Genomic DNA, 16048 nt, shown 5'->3' with positions numbered 1-16048 from the left:
CTATCTGTTGCCGCGGATATGCAGCCAGTCAAAGATGTTCAGCACCACGAAGATCAGCACAGAGATGAACGCGGCCTCTTTCAGAAACCCCAGCCCGCACGCGATACCAATAGACCCGACCGCCCAGATCGCCGCCCCGCTGCGCACGCCTTTCAGCCGCCCGTCGTCGCTGGGCGACATGATCGCCCCCGCCCCAAGAAACCCGATGCCGCCGACGATCCCCTGTATCAGCCGGGTGGGATCGATGCTGATCGCGTCATCCTCGGCCATCCCGCTCAGCGCGAAATTCAGCGTCACCGTCATCAGCGCGGCAGAGCCGATCGCGACCAGAACATAGACCCCCGCCCCCAGCGGTTTGCCCTTGATCTCGCGGTCAAGCCCGACGACCAGACCGCATCCTCCGGAAAACAGGACGCGTATTATGAAGTCGCCAAAGTCCACCATTTTCCGGAATCTCCCCTTTTTGCTGGATCCAACCTGCCACACGCATCGTTGATAGACGACAGCCTGGTTCGGGGTCATCCTGAATTCGGCGTCACTATGCGGCGCCCGCCCATGATCGCATGGGCAACCCCGCCACCCCGATGACCGGGTGAAACCATTTGAAGAAGGGATAACGCAGATGTTTTTCGACGGACCGATTCTGGACGCCATCGCAAGGGGGTCGGTGCTCAGCGTGATCGGCCTTGGCTGGATCATCCTGCTTGTCCGCATCGTCGGGCTGCGGTCATTCTCCAAGATGACCAATTTCGATTTCGTCATGACGGTGGCGATGGGCTCTCTGCTTGCGGGGGCGTCGCAATCGCAGCAATGGACCGGCTTCCTGCAGACGCTCACCGCGATGGCCTGCCTCTTCACCGTTCAATACATCGTGTCCCGGTTGCGGCGCTGGTCCGCCCGTCTGGACGCGCTTGTCCAGAACACGCCAACCCTTCTGATGAAAGACGGTGTCATCCTGCACGACGCCCTGCGCGCGACGCGGGTGGCCGAGGAAGACCTGATCGCCAAGCTGCGCGAGGCCAATGCGCTCGAACTCTCCTCGGTCCGCGCCGTTGTGCTGGAAACCACCGGAAATATCTCGGTCCTGCATGGCGACCATGTGGACGCCGCGCTGTTCAAGGGCGTCTCGCGGGCCTGACGCACAGCTCCGCCCATTCCGGGCCCCTGCCAAACCCGCCCCGGAACAATCCGACGCCCCCTTCATACCCGGCTATGGAACAATTCACCCGCAGGCCGGGTTCACATCTCAACCGCGTGCCGCACGCAAGGGCACGCCAGACCGGAGCGCAGGATGTGGGGCTGGCTACATGACAATTCCACCACGCTGCAGGTTCTCGTCAGCCTGCTGTCGACCTGTGTCTGGATCACATATCTGCACGTCTTCCTGTCCAGCTATCGCCGCCAGACCCGCTCCAGCCTGATGATCAGCCGCGAAGGCGCAAGGGATCTCAAGGCGCGCTGCATCGTCTCCAACATGGGGTCCGAAGCGGCTTTCCTGATGGATGTCCTTGTGGAATTTGAAACCGAGGGGAAGAAATTCACCACCAGCGTGATCGACCGGCTGGAGCTTCAGGGGGCCGAGGGCGACACCAGCAAGACCGGATCGGCACAAGGCCCCATGGCCAGTGGCAGCTATGTCGATATCGGCAGTTTCGAGGACATCCTGACCCGCGCGCACCGGCAATTCGACAGCGCTGATTTCACCAGGGATATCCTGCGGACGCGCCTGATTGCCATTGCCGCGACAAGCCAGGCGCGGGATCTGGTGGCCGCCTGCCGGGGGTTCGAATTCATCTTCGGCACCGAAGGCAGCGTCGTGCATGTCCGCCCCATCGAAATCGCGGCAAAGCAGATCCGCTCGCGGCGCAAGCGCAAAAGCCTGCGCAGGTTGCTTGAAAAGATCCAGCGCGACGAGGTTCTCAACCGTTCTGTCAGCCCCGAACTGATCGGACGCCCCGGCGCCGAAAACTGACACCTCTCACGGGCATCCGGCATCCTTTTGGGAACCAAAACCCGATCTGGCAGTTACTTCCCTGTGCCACAACGGCGCGCCAACAAAAAGGATATGGCTATGCATAATATTTTCTACATCATCGGTGTCGTCGTCGTTGTCGCGGCAATCATCGGATTCGTATTTTGATCTGCCCGGACCCATCCGAAGGGTCCGAGTTGAAAACCGGTGCTGGCCTTTTGACTACTCAGGCCATGCACGCCACCCCGCACCCCGACGCGTGCATCCGCCCGCGCCGATACACAATCCGCCGCCAGACAGACCATTGACCTGACGTCGCCCGTCCACCCACGACCCTTGCAACGCAAACGGAATCCAAGCAATTGTCTTGCTTGGTTGACGTCGCAAAGCGGCGGGGAGTTGTGTGATGGCGGGGCGTACCGACTGGAAACGCTGGATTGCCTTTTGTGTTCTGACGGCTGTGCCAGTGATTGCGAGCCACCCTAGCGCGGCAGAAACCTCGGTCGAGGCTGCGCCGCCCGTGGTCGACCCGCTGGAACGGGTGCGCCCGCGCGCGCGACCCGCAGGATTGGGCAAGAACAACACCCGCTGCACCGCAGATGGCCTCCATTGCATTTCGCTGCAAAGCTATATCCCCGACACCTGCCGCGTGATCGAGGCAACCGCGCAAGAGGCCGGTCTCAACCCCGATTTCTTCGTCCGCCTGATCTGGCGTGAAAGCCTGTTCGATGCCGCGGCCGTCAGCCCGGCAGGGGCGCAGGGCATTGCGCAATTCATGCCCGGCACGGCGCGGCTGCGTGATCTGGCAGACCCGTTCAACCCGGCAGAGGCGTTGCGCGCCTCCGCGACCTATCTGGCAGAGCTGCGCGATCACTTCGGCAATCTGGGTTTCGCCGCCGCCGCCTATAATGCCGGGGAGGCGCGGCTCGAAAGCTTTCTCAACCGTGGCAAGCAGCTGCCGCCCGAAACCCGCGCCTACGTGCCGGCCATCACCGGCTACAGCGCCACGGAATGGCGCGATGCCCCGCCGGCCGCGCCGGATTTCGCCCTGAAAACCGCACCCGGCTTTCGCGAGGCATGCGAGCTTCTGGGCCGCGAGCGCCGTCTGAAACAGTTCCACGTCCCGACCGTCGTCATGCCTTGGGCCGCCATCGTGGCCTCGCATCGCAGCCGCGACATCACAGCCTTTCGCTACCGGCGCGCCCTTCAACTCAGCGCGACACTGCGGGGGCAGAAAATCAGCTATCTGCGGATGCGCCTGCTTGGACAACCGGGTCGGCAATGGACGGCACAGATCGGCACGCAAAGCCGCAGCGAGGCGGATCTGATCTGCAGCAGGCTGCAACGCGACGGCGTTCCCTGCATCGTGCTGAAGAACTGAAGCCCGCCCAACCGTCGCGCCCCGTTCCGCAGGGCTGGGCGCAGGTGTCACGCTGGCCCAGCTTGCAAAAGCCGCCAGCCAGAGGTAATCTCCGCCCCGTGATCATCGAGATTTTATGACCCGATAATGTGGGGAGGCAGAGCGTCCTCCCGGTGCAAACTCAGACCAGCCCCTCGCCGCGCTTCACTGTCGCCGGCGTCTGGACGTTTGCAAACTGGATTATCCACATATTATGGTTCGAGCCCGCCTCGTGCCCCGCACATGAAAGTTCACTCCGATGACACGGGACTATTCCCAATTCCTGCCCCCTTCCGCTTCGGGCAACCTGCCCAGAAAGAAAACCGCCCAGTTGGAAAAGCTTGGCTGGAAGCCGTTTTTCAGCCAGCAACTCAGCCTTGACGACACCTCCCATCTCTCGCCCGTCCGGGTGACAGAGGTTCACAGGACCGGCCTGCACGTTCTGGGCGAAGACATTGACACCCTCCTCCCCCCCGGCCCCGAGGCGACGGTAGGCGACTGGCTGCTTTACGACCCGCAGCACCCCGCCAGCAGTAAAGTGCTGGAGCGGAGCAGCGTGTTCGAACGCCGCGCGCCGGGCACCGACCGAAAGCGGCAGTTGATTGCCGCCAACGTGGACACGGTCTTTATCGTGTCGTCCTGCAACAAGGATTTCAACATCGCCCGGCTGGAGCGATACGTCGCCCTGGCCTTCGAGGCTGCCGTGACCCCGGTGATCCTGCTGACAAAGGCGGATCTCTGCGATGACCCCTCCTCCTATCTGGCCCGGGCCAGCGAAATCTCCAACCGCGTGCTTGTCGAACTGGTCAATGCGCTCAGCGCCGAACCCATCACCAAACTCGCGCCATGGTGCAAGGCCGGCCAGACAGTGGCCTTTCTCGGCTCCTCCGGTGTTGGCAAATCCACCTTGGTCAATGCTCTGTTCCGCGGCGGCGTTACCGATACGGCCGCAATCCGCGAGGATGACAGCAAAGGCCGCCACACGACCACACGGCGGCAGATGCACTTCACCCCCGACGGCTGCGCCATCCTCGACACGCCCGGCATGCGAGAGCTTCAGCTCACAAATGTCGAAACCGGGATTGCCGATGTGTTCGCGGATATCGTCGATCTGGCGGGGCACTGCCGGTTCCGGGATTGTCACCACGACACCGAACCCGGCTGCGCCATTCAGGCGGCCCTCGACAGTGGCGACTTTGACCCGGCCAGATTTGCGCGCTGGAAAAAACTGGCAGCCGAAGAGCGGTATAATTCCTCTTCCCTTAACGAACGCAAATCCGCCGAAAAGGCCTTTCAGAAGATGGTCAACGCCGTGCAACAGAAGACCCGCAAGCAAAAGGGCTGATGGGCGTGTAAACACCCGCCCCGGAAAACCGAAGCCCAAACGCGTCCCGCAGCACCAACGCTGCGGGCGCCACACTGGCGTTCAGCACAGACTGCCTGTCTGCGCGTAAAATCGCCTCCTCTTTGGTGTATTTCAGCAAAATCCGGGGTGACCCGGGGCGGCATCAGGCGTAGGATATGAAGGTCACCTTCAAAACGCCCGGTGACAGGGGCATGTGCAACGCAAATCCCCTCGCGGCGCTTTCCACAGTATATCCCGACAAAACCGCCGCGCCTGCGCCACCCCAGTCATGTCCGATAATTGCATTGTCAGCCGAAATCGGCTATCCACCATCGCTATGAGCGAGAATAACGACAACCCACCCCCCGAAGTAACCCCGCCCGCGCCCGAGGACGGGCAAGCCCAAGGCAGCACCGACCCCCTTGTGCGGTCCGGCACGCTCGACAGGCTGGCCGACACGGCGCGCGATTATGCCCGTCAGGCCACGGCCGAGAATACCAATGCCGCCTACAAGGCCGACTGGGCGCATTTCACCCGCTGGTGCCGCGCCAAGGGCGCAGACCCCCTGCCCCCCAATCCCGAACTGCTGGGGCTCTACATCACCGATTGCGCCACGCCGCAGGCAAAGGCCCCTGCCCTGTCGGTCGCCACGATCGAACGGCGGCTCTCCGGTCTGGCCTGGCAATACCAGCAGCGCGGCCTCACGCTCGACCGCAAGGATCGCCACATCGCCAGCGTGCTGGCCGGGATCCGGCGAAAGCATGCCAGACCGCCGCTCCAGAAAGAGGCGATCCTCCCCGAAGAGATCCTCGCCATGGCGGCCACCCTGCCCTTCGACCTGCGCGGGCTGCGCGACCGCGCGATCCTTCTTCTGGGCTATGCCGGCGGCCTGCGCCGATCCGAGATCGTCAGCCTTGACGTCGGACGCGAGGACACGCCCGACAGTCGCGGCTGGATCGAGATCCTGAAACCCGGCGCCCTGCTCACCCTGAACGCCAAGACCGGCTGGCGCGAGGTCGAGGTCGGCCGCGGGTCGAGCGAGCAGACCTGCCCCGTCCATGCCGTCGAACAATGGCTGCACTTCGCCAAGATCGACTTTGGCCCGATCTTCGTGCGGACCTCTCGGGATGGGAAGCGCGCGCTGGACACCCGCCTGAATGACCGCCACGTCGCGCGGCTGATCAAAAGTTGCGTCCTCGCATCCGGCATTCGCGGCGACCTGCCAGAGAGCGAACGCCTTGCCCTCTTTTCCGGTCACAGCCTGCGCGCGGGGCTTGCCAGCTCTGCCAGTGTGGATGAACGCCACGTGCAAAAGCACCTTGGCCACGCCTCTGCCGAAATGACCCGCCGCTACCAGCGCCGCAGGGACAGGTTCCGGATCAACCTGACAAAGGCCGCGGGCCTCTAGGGAATCGGGCAGCCTCAGTCCAGATCGTCGAACGCGCCCGGCGACAGCTCTGACCAGAAGGCCACAATGGCATCCGCGTTCAGCGCCGACATCCAGCCGTGACGCTCGAAATCATCGCGCCGCGATCCTTCCAGACGGGCCAGGAACAGCCGCTTGTCCGCGTCCCTCTGGGTCGGCTTGCGGGCGGCGGCAAGATCGCGAATGCGTTCCAGCCGGCGCGCCCGTGCAGTTGTGGGCGGCGCGGGGTTTCGCGGCGAAACCCCCTGCCCGTTTACAGCGCGCGCGTTGCCGTAATCATGTTTCAGCGCCTTGGTGATATAGCCCACGGCGTTTATTACGCTGCCCTGCCCGGCCACGTAATCCAGCTTTTGCCCGACATAATCCTCGCCATGTTCGGCCACCCATTGCCGCGCCAGACGGTCACTGACACCCAGCTCGCGCAGCCGCGCATAGACCTCGGAATTGCGCAGCCCTTCGCCATCATCCAAATCAAGAATGGCCAACTGCGGGTTCTCTGCGATCTGGAACCGAATATCCGTGACAGACCGCCCCATCTTGCGCACTTCGGGCGTCACCACGATGTTGGAGGTCTTGTTCACCTCGGCCACGGCGGGTTTGATGATCTTGGCGTTGAGGTGTTTGTACGTCTCGTAATACGGGCTGTCCGCAACCCCCATCAGACGCCGGAAGAGATCAAGTGACCACCAGCCCGTCGACCCCGTCCTGACGAAGCGATAGCAGTTTTCATACAGCGCCAGCGCGTGGCCGGAGGTGAACCGCCGCTGGATGTTAAGGTTGATCAGCGCAAAGACCTTGGGGTCGTGCAGCTTTTCCGCCAGCGCCGGCGAATAGGCGTATTCACAGATCCCGCCCTTCAGCTTTGCATAGGACAAGAGCGCCGACACACCCCATTCCTGCCGCCCCTGGGCATCCAGCATGTCCCATTCGGCGACGGTTTCGGCCAGCCCGCGCAGCGATGCCTTGAGCGTATCCATGTCATTCGAGTTATACCCGATCATCAGGCAAAGCGTCCGCGCATCCATCTGGTGCGACGCTTGCGATGTCAGCGTGTCATAGGCATTCAGCAGCAGCACGTTCGACAGCTTGCGCTGCAACAGCGTCAGCTTGCCCGAGACGTGGATCGCCGCCACATGTTTCTTCACTGCTCCGCGGCGCAACGGTCCGCTCAACCGGTCTCGGGGAATATCGTCCATACTGTCCTCGCTGGGCGGGCAGGCCGCCGATACCTCAGGCGCCCGGAAGTGGGCGTTATTCATCCGGATGTCTGAGGCGAGTCGCCTTGCTCCGGTTGCGCATAGTTTGATCGAAAAGGTATCCACAGACAAGGCCAATCTGGGAACCTCAGGCGCTTCCCGCAAACGGGCACCTATGGTCCAGGCCGCTCCGGATTAAGGTATCCGTTTGCAGGACAGACGAGTCGCAACCCGTGGGGCAGGGTGCCCCGATTCGGAAATATCAGACCCTATCAAGCAAAAAAGGCCATCTTTCGAGTCACTTGCAAATGGCCTCCCCGGACGCTGGTGCCCGCCATCCCGCAAACGGGTCCCTTAATTCCCGGATTTGGCGCCCTTTCATCCCGCATCCGGGACCCGAAAACCACATAACCAATTGACCTGATTATTCTTTTCTACGGCAAACACTCTAAAGAGTCTGAAAGAAATTAAACAGGCTGGGCTTGTTTAGTCTCTATATATTGGATTTTTAAGGCAGGAGCGGGTCAAACTGATTCACAAGCCCCCAGCCATGTGCCATAGTTCAGCGAATATCGCGGCAAACAGCGTACATCCGAGGTAACATGGCAAGAAAACCAGGGCAGACGGGCAAGCCCGACATTCCCCCGTATTTCAATATCGACCCTGAAACAGCTGCTGGCAAGCTGGCAGATCCGATCGACACCGCCCGCTTTGCGAAGGCCGCTGCCTTCGCGACTCGTGGACGGGACGATCTGGCACGGCGGGGCTATGCGCCGGACGGGGCAAAGCGGCTTCGGAAGTTTTCCACCTGGGAGGTGTGTCGCTATCTGATCCCGGTGAATGCGGCCCATTTGCGGCGTGTCTTGCGGCAGAATCCCGATCTTCCGCAGGGAGACGGTGAAGGTGGGTCGAAATGGTTCACCCTCGAAGAGATCCTGCGCCTGCGGGATTTCTTTGCCAAGGAGGGTGTAAAGGACCGCGATTACCGTGCCTGGCGGCCGGAAGGGCTGCCGGCAAAGGTGGTTGCGGTGGCCAATTTCAAAGGCGGCGTGGGCAAAACCTCTACCTGTGCGCATCTGGCCATGTCCGCAGCGCTTGATGGATATAAGGTGCTGGTGCTGGATCTCGACAGCCAAGGCTCCATGACGTCGATCATGGGGGGGAAGGTCGAGGATGAATGGCAGACGGTTTTCCCGCTTCTGGCGCGGGATTATGCGCTTCATCTGGTCGAGGAGAACCGGGTGCGGGAGGCCGAGGGGCAGGCACCGATTCCGTTCGATGAAACCCTGTCCGAAGCGCTGAAGGTTTCGCCGCGAAACCTCGTCCAGAAGACGCATTGGCCCAATATCGACCTGATCGGCGCCCAGCTGAACCTGTATTGGGCGGAGTTTCAGGTGCCGGTCTGGCGTATGCAGATGCGGTCCTGGCCGCTGTGGAATTCGCTGCTGAACGCGCTGGAAGGCGGAGGGTTACTGGATGATTACGACATCGTACTGCTCGATACGCCTCCTGCATTAGGGTACCTTACAATCAATGCGCTGGCCGCGGCGGACATCCTTCTGGTGCCGCTGGGGGCCTCTTTTCTGGAGTTTGACTCCACCGGGCGGTTCTTTGACATGATCTATTCGACCTTCGCGTCGATTGAAGAGGGTGAAAACCGGCTGCGGCGGGCCGAAGGTCTGGACGAGATCAAGTTTGAATGGGATGCGGTGCGGGCGCTGGTCACCCGGTTCGACGCGAACCAGCAGACGGATCTGGCCAATGTCATACAGGCCTATTTCGGGGATTTCATGACCACCTACCGGCAGGAGATGACGGCGATGGTGGGGCAGGCGGGGGAGCAGGTCTCGGGCATCTACGAGACCGATTACCGCGACTTCAACCGGGAAACCTATGTGCGCGGGCGTGAGACGTTCGACCGGACCTGGGCCGAGGTGAAGGAAGTCATCCTGGGGACATGGTGGCGCGATCAGCAGATGGCGGAAGCCGAGCGAAAGGTGGTGTAAGATGGCGAAGAGACGCAAGCTGGAAGCTCCGTCGCCCGAGGACCTGACCCGGATCGAAGAAGAGCTGCTTTTGAAACCGGGGGCTGCGCGGGGCGGGGCGCCGATTGCTCAGGTGGCGGCAGACAGCGCCGGGGCGTTTGACCCGCGACCGGCAGAACAACGGGCCGAGGCCGCGAAGAACCGGGTGGATGCCGAACGGTTGCGCGATGCCGAGGGGCGCGGGCTGGTCATGTTCGAGGTGCCGCTGGACGAGATCGACGCGGATGCGCTGGTGCGGGACCGGGTCGTTCTGGATGTCGAGGAGATGGAGGAGCTGAAAGCCTCTATCGCGAAAGGCGGGCTGCGGCTGCCGATTGAGATCTTCGAATTGAAGGAGGAGGGGCGCGGCTTTCGCTACGGTCTGTTGTCGGGCTACCGGCGCCTGAAGGCGTTCCGGGACCTGCACGCGCTGACGCATGAGGACAGCTTTGCCCGGATCAAGGCGGTGCTGCGCGACCCCGAGGCGATGGGCGGAACCTTTGCCGCGATGGTCGAAGAGAACGAGATCCGCGCCTCGCTGAGCCATTACGAGCGCGGGCGAATCGCGGTGATCGCGGCGCAGCAGGGCGCCTTTGTGAATGCCGAGGAAGCGGTGAACGCGCTGTTCCCGATGGCGTCGAAAGGCAAGCGGTCCAAGATCCGGTCCTTCGCGCTGATCTTTGAAGAGCTGGGCGACATGCTGACCTTTCCCGATCTTATCAAGGAAAAGGACGGGCTGAAAATCGCGGCGGCCCTGCGCGAGGGCGGGGAGGCGAAGCTGCGCGAGGCGCTGGCCGAACGGGTGCCCGACAACCCCGCCGAAGAGGCAGAGCTGATCGCCGCCGCGCTGGAAGGGTTCGAGCGTAAGGAAGACCCCAAGCGGGGAGGCCGGCCGCGCAAGGCGCAGGTGCGGTCCACGCCGAAAACGCTGGGCTCTGGCATTTCCCTGCGGGCGGAACAGGACGCGAAGGGCTGGTATATCCGGATCGGGGGCCGCGCAGTTGACGGCGAGCTGATCGAAGTGGCGATGGCAGAGCTGGAGCGTCTTCTGGATGCGCCGCGAAAGTGATGGCGGGTTGCAATCCTTTAAAAAGTAAAATTAAATCAAAGGCTTGAGGTGTCGCGTAGGTCTGGTGGGCAGGCTGTTCCAGGCTGGGGCGGCCATTGTCTTTGGGGCGCGGGGCGCGACAGGGGTGGCGGGTTTGCCGATGCCCCGGCCGGGCCTATGTGATAGGGGTATGACGGACCTCTGGCAGGAGCTGAGATTGAGTCGTTTGCCAATTCTCGGGCGTGGACCCGCCGCCCTGTTCTGGACGGGTGTCGGGGTATGCTCGGTGGCGCTTGGCGCGATCGGGGCGTTCCTGCCGGTGCTGCCGACGGCGCCTTTCGCGATCCTTGCGGCCTTTGCCTTTCGCAAGGGGTCGCCCAGATTTCACGCCGCACTGACGACAAGCCGGATGTTCGGGCCGCTGATTGCCGATTGGCGCCGGGAGGGTGCCATTCCGACATGGGCCAAGATGCTGGCGATGGCGATGATGGCGGCGACGCTGACGGGCAGCCTACTGGCCGGGATCGCGACATGGGCGCTGGTGGTGCAGGCGGTCTGCATGGGTGCTGCGGCGCTGTTCGTCCTGACGCGCCCGGCCCCGGCGGCAGAGCTGGGGCGCCCCCGGTGGTGGTCGCGGCGTTAACCCTGCTCGCAGGTCAGCGCGTCGGCGATCAGCCGGGGCGTTTCGGGCCATTCGATCATCGGCGGCAGGATGGTGCCGGTGAAGCCCGCGGTGGCGAACGCCTCTGGCAGATCCTCCTGCACGTGGCCCGAACGCAGCGCGAAATGGGTCAGGCAGAGGCTGTGGGGGCCAAGGTCGCGGGCGGCATCGGCAAGGAAGGGGGGTTCTTCGACAAAGCCGGTGGCCACGCGGCGGAACCCGCATCGCGCCTGCATCCTGTCAGCAAAATTGAGCGCGCTGTTGCGGCTGGTGGTGGAGACCGCGCTGCCATGGGCCGCGACCAGCAGGGCGGTCTCTGCGATCTGCCATCCGTTGCGGGCGATGTGGGCGCGCAGGGTCGTCTCTGCCACATCCTCCAGCGCGGGGATCACGCCGAAGGGGGCGCGCATCGTCAGGCCAAGCGCCTTTGCCTTGGTGGCAAGGACACGGCGGGTGAAATAGCCCTCTGCCATGAAGAAGGGGAAGATGAGCGGCGCGCCGAGGCGGGCGGTTTCTTCGTCGAACCGGTCCTTGCAGGCGAGTGTGGCGCTGGAGATCTGCCAGCCGGGCATATGGTCGGCCACACGGGCGGCGAGGGCGGCCAGCGCGTCCTCTTGCTGTTGCGGTTCAGAGGGGCTGCCATGCGCGACGATCAGGGCGCTGGGGCAGGGGGCAGGGTCAGAGGACATCAAGGCGGGGTCTTTCAGGGTCAAAGGGGCGGGGCGCGAGCGCATATGTAGCACGGCGCGCCCGCTGGGAAAGGCCGGGCGGTGGGATGTCCTGCAGGGGCGTGCAGCCCGCCCCCCAGAGCGGTGCGTCGGGGGGCGGTGTGCGTTCAGCGCAGGTTGGCGTCGAAAAAGGCCAGCGTGCGGTCCCATGCGAGGGTTGCTGCGGCCTCGTCATAGCGCGGGGTGGTGTCGTTGTGAAAGCCGTGGTTCACATCGGGGTAGATATGCACGGTGTAGTCCTTGCCGGCCGCGTCCAGCGCGTCTTTGTAGGCGTTCCAGCCCGCGTTGATGCGTTCGTCGAGGCCCGCGTAGTGAATGAGCAGGGGGGCCTCGATCTGGGGGGCGTCCTCGGCGGCGGGCTGGCGGCCGTAGAAGGGGACAGAGGCGGCGAGGTCGGGATAGGCCACGGCCAGCGCGTTGCAGACGCCGCCGCCATAGCAGAAGCCGACGCAGCCGACCTTACCGGTGCTGTCGTCATGGTCGCGCAGGTATTCGAAAGCGGCGAAGAAATCGGCCATGAGCTTGGCCCCGTCGAGCTCTCGCTGCATTTCGCGGCCTTCGTCATCCGTGCCGGGATAGCCGCCCAGCGGGGTGAGGCCGTCGGGGCCGATGGCGAGGTAGCCTGCCTTGGCGGCGCGGCGCACGACATCCTCGATATAGGGGTTGAGACCGCGGTTTTCATGCACCACGAGGACGGCGGGCAGGGGGCCGTCGGCACCGGCGGGGCGGGCCATCAGGGCGCGGATCGTGCCGTGGCCTTCGGGGCTTTCATATTCGATGACCTCGGTTTCGATTTCGGGATCGTCGGGGGCAACCTGCTGGGCCAGCGCGTAGTTGGGCTGCAACTGTTCAAGGATCATCGCGCCGGTGACACCTGCGGCGGCATAGCGGCCGGCCTGGGTGATGAATTCACGCTTGGACATCTTGCCGTGGACGTAGCCATCGAAGATTTCCAGGATGCGTTGATCGAAATCCTTTGCGCGTTTTCGGGGATGTTGGTTCATGGCGGTCTCCTCAAGGGGGTGAGGCGCGGGAGAAGTCAGGCGCCGGGTTGCCGTAATGTTGATCATGACACGCATGACGATAGCAGGGCGAGCCGATTCGAGAATGCACAAGCCCGCGAGAATGGCCGGCGGCACGGACCGCAGGAAGTGCGCGCAAGAAAAGACCCGGCACGCGGGGCGCACCGGGTCCGGCATTTGTTGTCGGGGAGTGATCAGGCCGCTTGCGGGGCCTCTTTCGCGCCGGTCATGAAGGCTACGGCGTCGGACATGGTGTAATCCTTGGGATCAATCACGCAGAGCCGTTTGCCCAGCCGGTGGACGTGGATGCGGTCTGCAACCTCGAACACATGGGGCATGTTGTGGCTGATCAGGATGATCGGGATACCACGGGCCTTGACGTCCTGAATAAGCTCCAGCACCTTGCGGCTTTCCTTGACGCCAAGCGCTGCGGTGGGCTCGTCCAGAATGATGACCTTGGAGCCGAAAGCAGCGGCACGGGCCACGGCCACGCCCTGACGTTGACCCCCCGAGAGGGTTTCGACCGCCTGATTGATGTTCTGGATCGTCATCAGCCCAAGCTCTGTAAGCTTGTCACGGGCGAATTTCTCCATCGCGGGGCGGTCGAGCTGGCGCAGCCACTTGCCGCGAAAGCCCGGTTTGCGCAGCTCGCGCCCCATGAACATGTTGTCGGCAATCGACAGGGCAGGGGACATGGCAAGCGTCTGGTAGACGGTCTCGATCCCTGCTTCGCGCGCCTCGATGGGGGAGGCGAAGTGCACTTCCTTGCCCTCCAGCGTGACGGTGCCTGCATCGGGAACGACAGCGCCGGACACGGCCTTGATGAGCGAGCTTTTCCCTGCACCATTGTCGCCGATCACGGCCAGGATTTCGCCCGGGTAGAGATCAAAGTCACAGTTATCGAGGGCGGTTACCTTGCCGTAACGCTTTACCAGCCCACGGCCCTTGAGAATGGGTTCCATTATGCTGCTACCTTTCTGATCCACTGGTCCACGGCAACGGCTGCAATGATGAGCGCACCGATGAGGAGGAAGGTCCACTGGGCGTCGGCCCCTGCAAGGCGCAGGCCAAGCGTGAAGACACCGACGATGAGGGCCCCGAAGAACGTGCCCATGATAGAGCCGCGCCCGCCGAAGAGAGAGATGCCCCCGATCACCACGGCGGTGATGCTTTCAATGTTGAGAAGCTGGCCGGAGGTGGGCGAGACAGAGCCGATGCGGCCAATCAGGGCCCAGCCGGCGAAGGCGCAGATCAGACCGGCCAGCGCATAGACGGAGATCAGCATCATGTTGACGTTGACACCCGACAGGGCTGCGGCCTCCGGGTCGTCGCCCACGGCATAGACATGGCGGCCCCAGGCGGTGTGTTTGAGCACATAGGCCAGCACCAGCACAAGCACCACGAGGAAGACCACGCCAACGGTAAAGACTGCGCCACCGATATTGAACTTGGCCCCCAGCAATTGCAGCAGCGGCGCGTTTTCGGCGATGTCCTGCGACCGGATGGTTTCGTTCGCGGAATAGAGGAAGTTGGCGGCCAGAACGATCTGCCACATGCCCAGTGTCACGATGAAGGGCGGCAGTTTCATGCGCGCGATCAGAAAGCCGTTCAGCGCGCCGATGGCGGTGCCGACAGCGAGCCCGCAGATCACCGCCACGGTGGGCGGCAGGCCGTAGCGAAAGGTGAACTGCCCCATGATGACAGAGGAGATCACCGCGATGGCCCCCACGCTGAGGTCGATGCCCGCCGTCAGGATCACCAGCGATTGCGCGGCGGCCACGATGCCGACGATCTGCACCTGTTGCAGGATCAGCGTCAGCGCGAAGGGCGAAAAGAACTTCGATCCCAGGACCAGACCGAAGATGGCCACGGCGGCCAGCAGGACGATCAGGGGAACGAGTGCGGGGGTGGTATGCAGGGCATGGTGGAAACGGCCAACCAGCCCTTTGTCATCGTCGTCAAACTTGGCGACCTCGGACTTGGCACTCGATACAACGGATTCGTAATTGTCTGATTGGGACATGTCTTCCCTCCCGGAATGGAAATTGGGCGAAGCTCTGGGAAGGGGCAGGCCGTGGCCCGCCCTCTTCCTGAGGTGTTAAAGGTATTGAAAGTGGATCAACCCCAGCAGAGGTTGGTGCCCTCTTCGGTGTCGATGCTTTCGACGCCGTCAACCGGCTTGTCCGTCACCAGCGCAACGCCGGTGTCGAAAAAGTCTTTGCCATCCGTGGCTTGCGGCTTTGTGCCGTCTGCTGCGAAGGCGGCAATCGCTTCGATCCCCTTGGAGGCCATGAGCAGCGGGTATTGCTGCGACGTGGCACCGATCACGCCGTCCTTGACGTTGGCAACGCCGGGGCATCCACCATCGACAGAGACGATCAGCACGTCGTTTTCGCGCCCGATTGCCTTGAGCGCCTCATAGGCGCCGGCCGCTGCGGGTTCGTTGATCGTGTAGACGACGTTGATCATCGGGTCAGAGGCGAGAAGGTTCTCCATCGCCCGGCGACCGCCTTCTTCGTTGCCCTGGGTGACGTCATTGCCGACGATGCGGGGATCATCTTCGTCGCCCCATTTGCCGGGGTCTTTGACGTCAATCCCAAAGCCGGTCAGGAAGCCCTGATCGCGCAGCACGCCAACCGAAGGCTGGCTGACCGCGAGGTCGAGCATGCCGATCTTGGCATCCGCGGCGGCATCGCCCAGGGAGGCTGCGGCCCATTGGCCGATCAGCTCGCCTGCAAGGAAGTTGTCGGTGGCAAAGGTCATGTCGGCGGCATCGATCGGCTCCAGCGGGGTGTCGAGCGCGATGACAAGGATGCCCGCGTCGCGCGCCTGCTGTACGGCCGGCACGATGGAGCTGGTGTCGGATGCTGTCAGCAGAATGCCCTTGGCACCGTTGGCGATGCAGGTTTCGATTGCGGCCACCTGGGTTTCGTGGTCGCCGTCAACCTTGCCGGCATAGCTGTTGAGCGCGATGCCAAGCTCTGCGGCCTTGGCTTCGGCGCCTTCGCGCATCTTCACGAAAAACGGGTTGGTGTCGGTCTTGGTGATCAGGCATGCGCTGGTGTCCTGGGCCGAAGCGGCGCCCGCAAAAGCGGCCAGTGCCACAGCGGATGTGGTCAGTAGTTTCTTCATGGTTATCCTCCCTAAGGATCGTCGATTGTCTACGGACAAGGCTCCTCCCCGATCCGGTCCTGCGATGGTGGACCGTCGCGGGATGACGTTCAAGT

The 16048-nt window shown here is 63.1% G+C and carries 15 protein-coding genes; 8 read left to right on the top strand and 7 right to left on the bottom strand.

What is annotated here, in order from left to right; all coding sequences use genetic code 11:
- Positions 1-444 carry an MgtC/SapB family protein gene (locus EDD52_RS23705; protein ID WP_165907534.1) on the bottom strand — a complete coding sequence of 148 codons (444 nt, stop codon included), beginning with the start codon at positions 442-444 and terminating at the stop codon, positions 1-3.
- Positions 445-622: 178 nt separating this feature from the next.
- Here EDD52_RS23705 and EDD52_RS12465 point away from each other — a divergent pair, with 178 nt between their 5' ends.
- From EDD52_RS12465 to EDD52_RS12445, 5 genes are all read left to right on the top strand, one after another.
- The gene (locus tag EDD52_RS12465) at positions 623-1138 is read left to right on the top strand and encodes a DUF421 domain-containing protein (RefSeq protein ID WP_132245418.1); all 516 of its coding nucleotides are present in this window, start codon (positions 623-625) and stop codon (positions 1136-1138) included.
- 153 nt (positions 1139-1291) lie between these two features.
- Positions 1292-1972, top strand: coding sequence for a hypothetical protein (locus tag EDD52_RS12460; protein WP_132245416.1), 681 nt, complete (start codon positions 1292-1294; stop codon positions 1970-1972).
- Positions 1973-2378: 406 nt separating this feature from the next.
- On the top strand, positions 2379-3353 hold the full coding sequence (locus tag EDD52_RS12455) for a lytic transglycosylase domain-containing protein (protein WP_132245414.1): 975 nt from the start codon (positions 2379-2381) through the stop codon (positions 3351-3353).
- A gap of 277 nt (positions 3354-3630) precedes the next feature.
- Positions 3631-4716, top strand: coding sequence for a ribosome small subunit-dependent GTPase A (gene rsgA, locus EDD52_RS12450; protein ID WP_132245412.1), 1086 nt, complete (start codon positions 3631-3633; stop codon positions 4714-4716).
- Positions 4717-5053: 337 nt separating this feature from the next.
- Positions 5054-6124 carry a tyrosine-type recombinase/integrase gene (locus EDD52_RS12445; protein ID WP_132245410.1) on the top strand — a complete coding sequence of 357 codons (1071 nt, stop codon included), beginning with the start codon at positions 5054-5056 and terminating at the stop codon, positions 6122-6124.
- A gap of 14 nt (positions 6125-6138) precedes the next feature.
- Here EDD52_RS12445 and EDD52_RS12440 read toward each other — a convergent pair whose 3' ends face one another.
- Positions 6139-7338, bottom strand: coding sequence for a replication initiation protein (locus tag EDD52_RS12440; protein WP_132245408.1), 1200 nt, complete (start codon positions 7336-7338; stop codon positions 6139-6141).
- Positions 7339-7940: 602 nt separating this feature from the next.
- Between EDD52_RS12440 and EDD52_RS12435 the strand changes: the two genes are divergently transcribed.
- The 3 genes from EDD52_RS12435 to EDD52_RS12425 all read left to right on the top strand — a co-directional run bounded on the left by EDD52_RS12435 (position 7941) and on the right by EDD52_RS12425 (position 11053).
- Positions 7941-9344, top strand: coding sequence for an AAA family ATPase (locus tag EDD52_RS12435; RefSeq protein ID WP_132245406.1), 1404 nt, complete (start codon positions 7941-7943; stop codon positions 9342-9344).
- 1 nt (position 9345) lies between these two features.
- Positions 9346-10431, top strand: a complete 1086-nt coding sequence (locus EDD52_RS12430) for a ParB/RepB/Spo0J family partition protein (protein ID WP_132245404.1) — start codon at positions 9346-9348, stop codon at positions 10429-10431.
- A gap of 196 nt (positions 10432-10627) precedes the next feature.
- Entirely contained in the window at positions 10628-11053 is a 426-nt protein-coding gene (locus EDD52_RS12425; protein ID WP_243651925.1) for a YbaN family protein, read from the top strand.
- On the opposite strand, the gene EDD52_RS12420 is transcribed toward EDD52_RS12425, so the two are convergent.
- From EDD52_RS12420 to EDD52_RS12400, 5 genes are all read right to left on the bottom strand, one after another.
- The gene (locus tag EDD52_RS12420; protein WP_132245400.1) at positions 11050-11760 is read right to left on the bottom strand and encodes a sirohydrochlorin chelatase; all 711 of its coding nucleotides are present in this window, start codon (positions 11758-11760) and stop codon (positions 11050-11052) included. The two genes, EDD52_RS12425 and EDD52_RS12420, sit on opposite strands and share 4 nt — an antisense overlap.
- A 146-nt stretch (positions 11761-11906) precedes the next feature.
- Entirely contained in the window at positions 11907-12803 is an 897-nt protein-coding gene (gene yghX / locus EDD52_RS12415) for a YghX family hydrolase (RefSeq protein ID WP_132245398.1), read from the bottom strand.
- 212 nt (positions 12804-13015) lie between these two features.
- Positions 13016-13783 carry an ATP-binding cassette domain-containing protein gene (locus EDD52_RS12410; protein WP_132245396.1) on the bottom strand — a complete coding sequence of 256 codons (768 nt, stop codon included), beginning with the start codon at positions 13781-13783 and terminating at the stop codon, positions 13016-13018.
- Positions 13783-14844: an ABC transporter permease gene (locus EDD52_RS12405; protein ID WP_132245394.1), complete on the bottom strand. Its 1062-nt coding sequence runs from the start codon at positions 14842-14844 to the stop codon at positions 13783-13785. Before EDD52_RS12405 ends, EDD52_RS12410 begins: the two co-directional genes overlap by 1 nt.
- 95 nt (positions 14845-14939) lie before the next feature.
- A complete protein-coding gene (locus EDD52_RS12400) occupies positions 14940-15953 on the bottom strand; it encodes a sugar ABC transporter substrate-binding protein (protein ID WP_132245392.1) in 1014 nt (337 codons plus the stop codon).
- Between the last annotated feature and the right edge of the window lie 95 nt (positions 15954-16048).

Source organism: Primorskyibacter sedentarius (assembly GCF_004342065.1).
Lineage (GTDB): Bacteria > Pseudomonadota > Alphaproteobacteria > Rhodobacterales > Rhodobacteraceae > Primorskyibacter > Primorskyibacter sedentarius.
The sequence above is the reverse complement of the archived record's forward strand: the minus strand, read 5'-3'. Positions and strand labels throughout refer to the sequence as shown.

Coding starts and splice junctions, on each gene's coding strand:
- EDD52_RS23705 (WP_165907534.1), bottom strand. CDS start 444: ATGGTGGACTTTGGCGACTTCATAATACGCGTCCTGTTTTCCGGAGGA.
- EDD52_RS12465 (WP_132245418.1), top strand. CDS start 623: ATGTTTTTCGACGGACCGATTCTGGACGCCATCGCAAGGGGGTCGGTG.
- EDD52_RS12460 (WP_132245416.1), top strand. CDS start 1,292: ATGTGGGGCTGGCTACATGACAATTCCACCACGCTGCAGGTTCTCGTC.
- EDD52_RS12455 (WP_132245414.1), top strand. CDS start 2,379: ATGGCGGGGCGTACCGACTGGAAACGCTGGATTGCCTTTTGTGTTCTG.
- rsgA (WP_132245412.1), top strand. CDS start 3,631: ATGACACGGGACTATTCCCAATTCCTGCCCCCTTCCGCTTCGGGCAAC.
- EDD52_RS12445 (WP_132245410.1), top strand. CDS start 5,054: ATGAGCGAGAATAACGACAACCCACCCCCCGAAGTAACCCCGCCCGCG.
- EDD52_RS12440 (WP_132245408.1), bottom strand. CDS start 7,338: ATGGACGATATTCCCCGAGACCGGTTGAGCGGACCGTTGCGCCGCGGA.
- EDD52_RS12435 (WP_132245406.1), top strand. CDS start 7,941: ATGGCAAGAAAACCAGGGCAGACGGGCAAGCCCGACATTCCCCCGTAT.
- EDD52_RS12430 (WP_132245404.1), top strand. CDS start 9,346: ATGGCGAAGAGACGCAAGCTGGAAGCTCCGTCGCCCGAGGACCTGACC.
- EDD52_RS12420 (WP_132245400.1), bottom strand. CDS start 11,760: ATGTCCTCTGACCCTGCCCCCTGCCCCAGCGCCCTGATCGTCGCGCAT.
- yghX (WP_132245398.1), bottom strand. CDS start 12,803: ATGAACCAACATCCCCGAAAACGCGCAAAGGATTTCGATCAACGCATC.
- EDD52_RS12410 (WP_132245396.1), bottom strand. CDS start 13,783: ATGGAACCCATTCTCAAGGGCCGTGGGCTGGTAAAGCGTTACGGCAAG.
- EDD52_RS12405 (WP_132245394.1), bottom strand. CDS start 14,844: ATGTCCCAATCAGACAATTACGAATCCGTTGTATCGAGTGCCAAGTCC.
- EDD52_RS12400 (WP_132245392.1), bottom strand. CDS start 15,953: ATGAAGAAACTACTGACCACATCCGCTGTGGCACTGGCCGCTTTTGCG.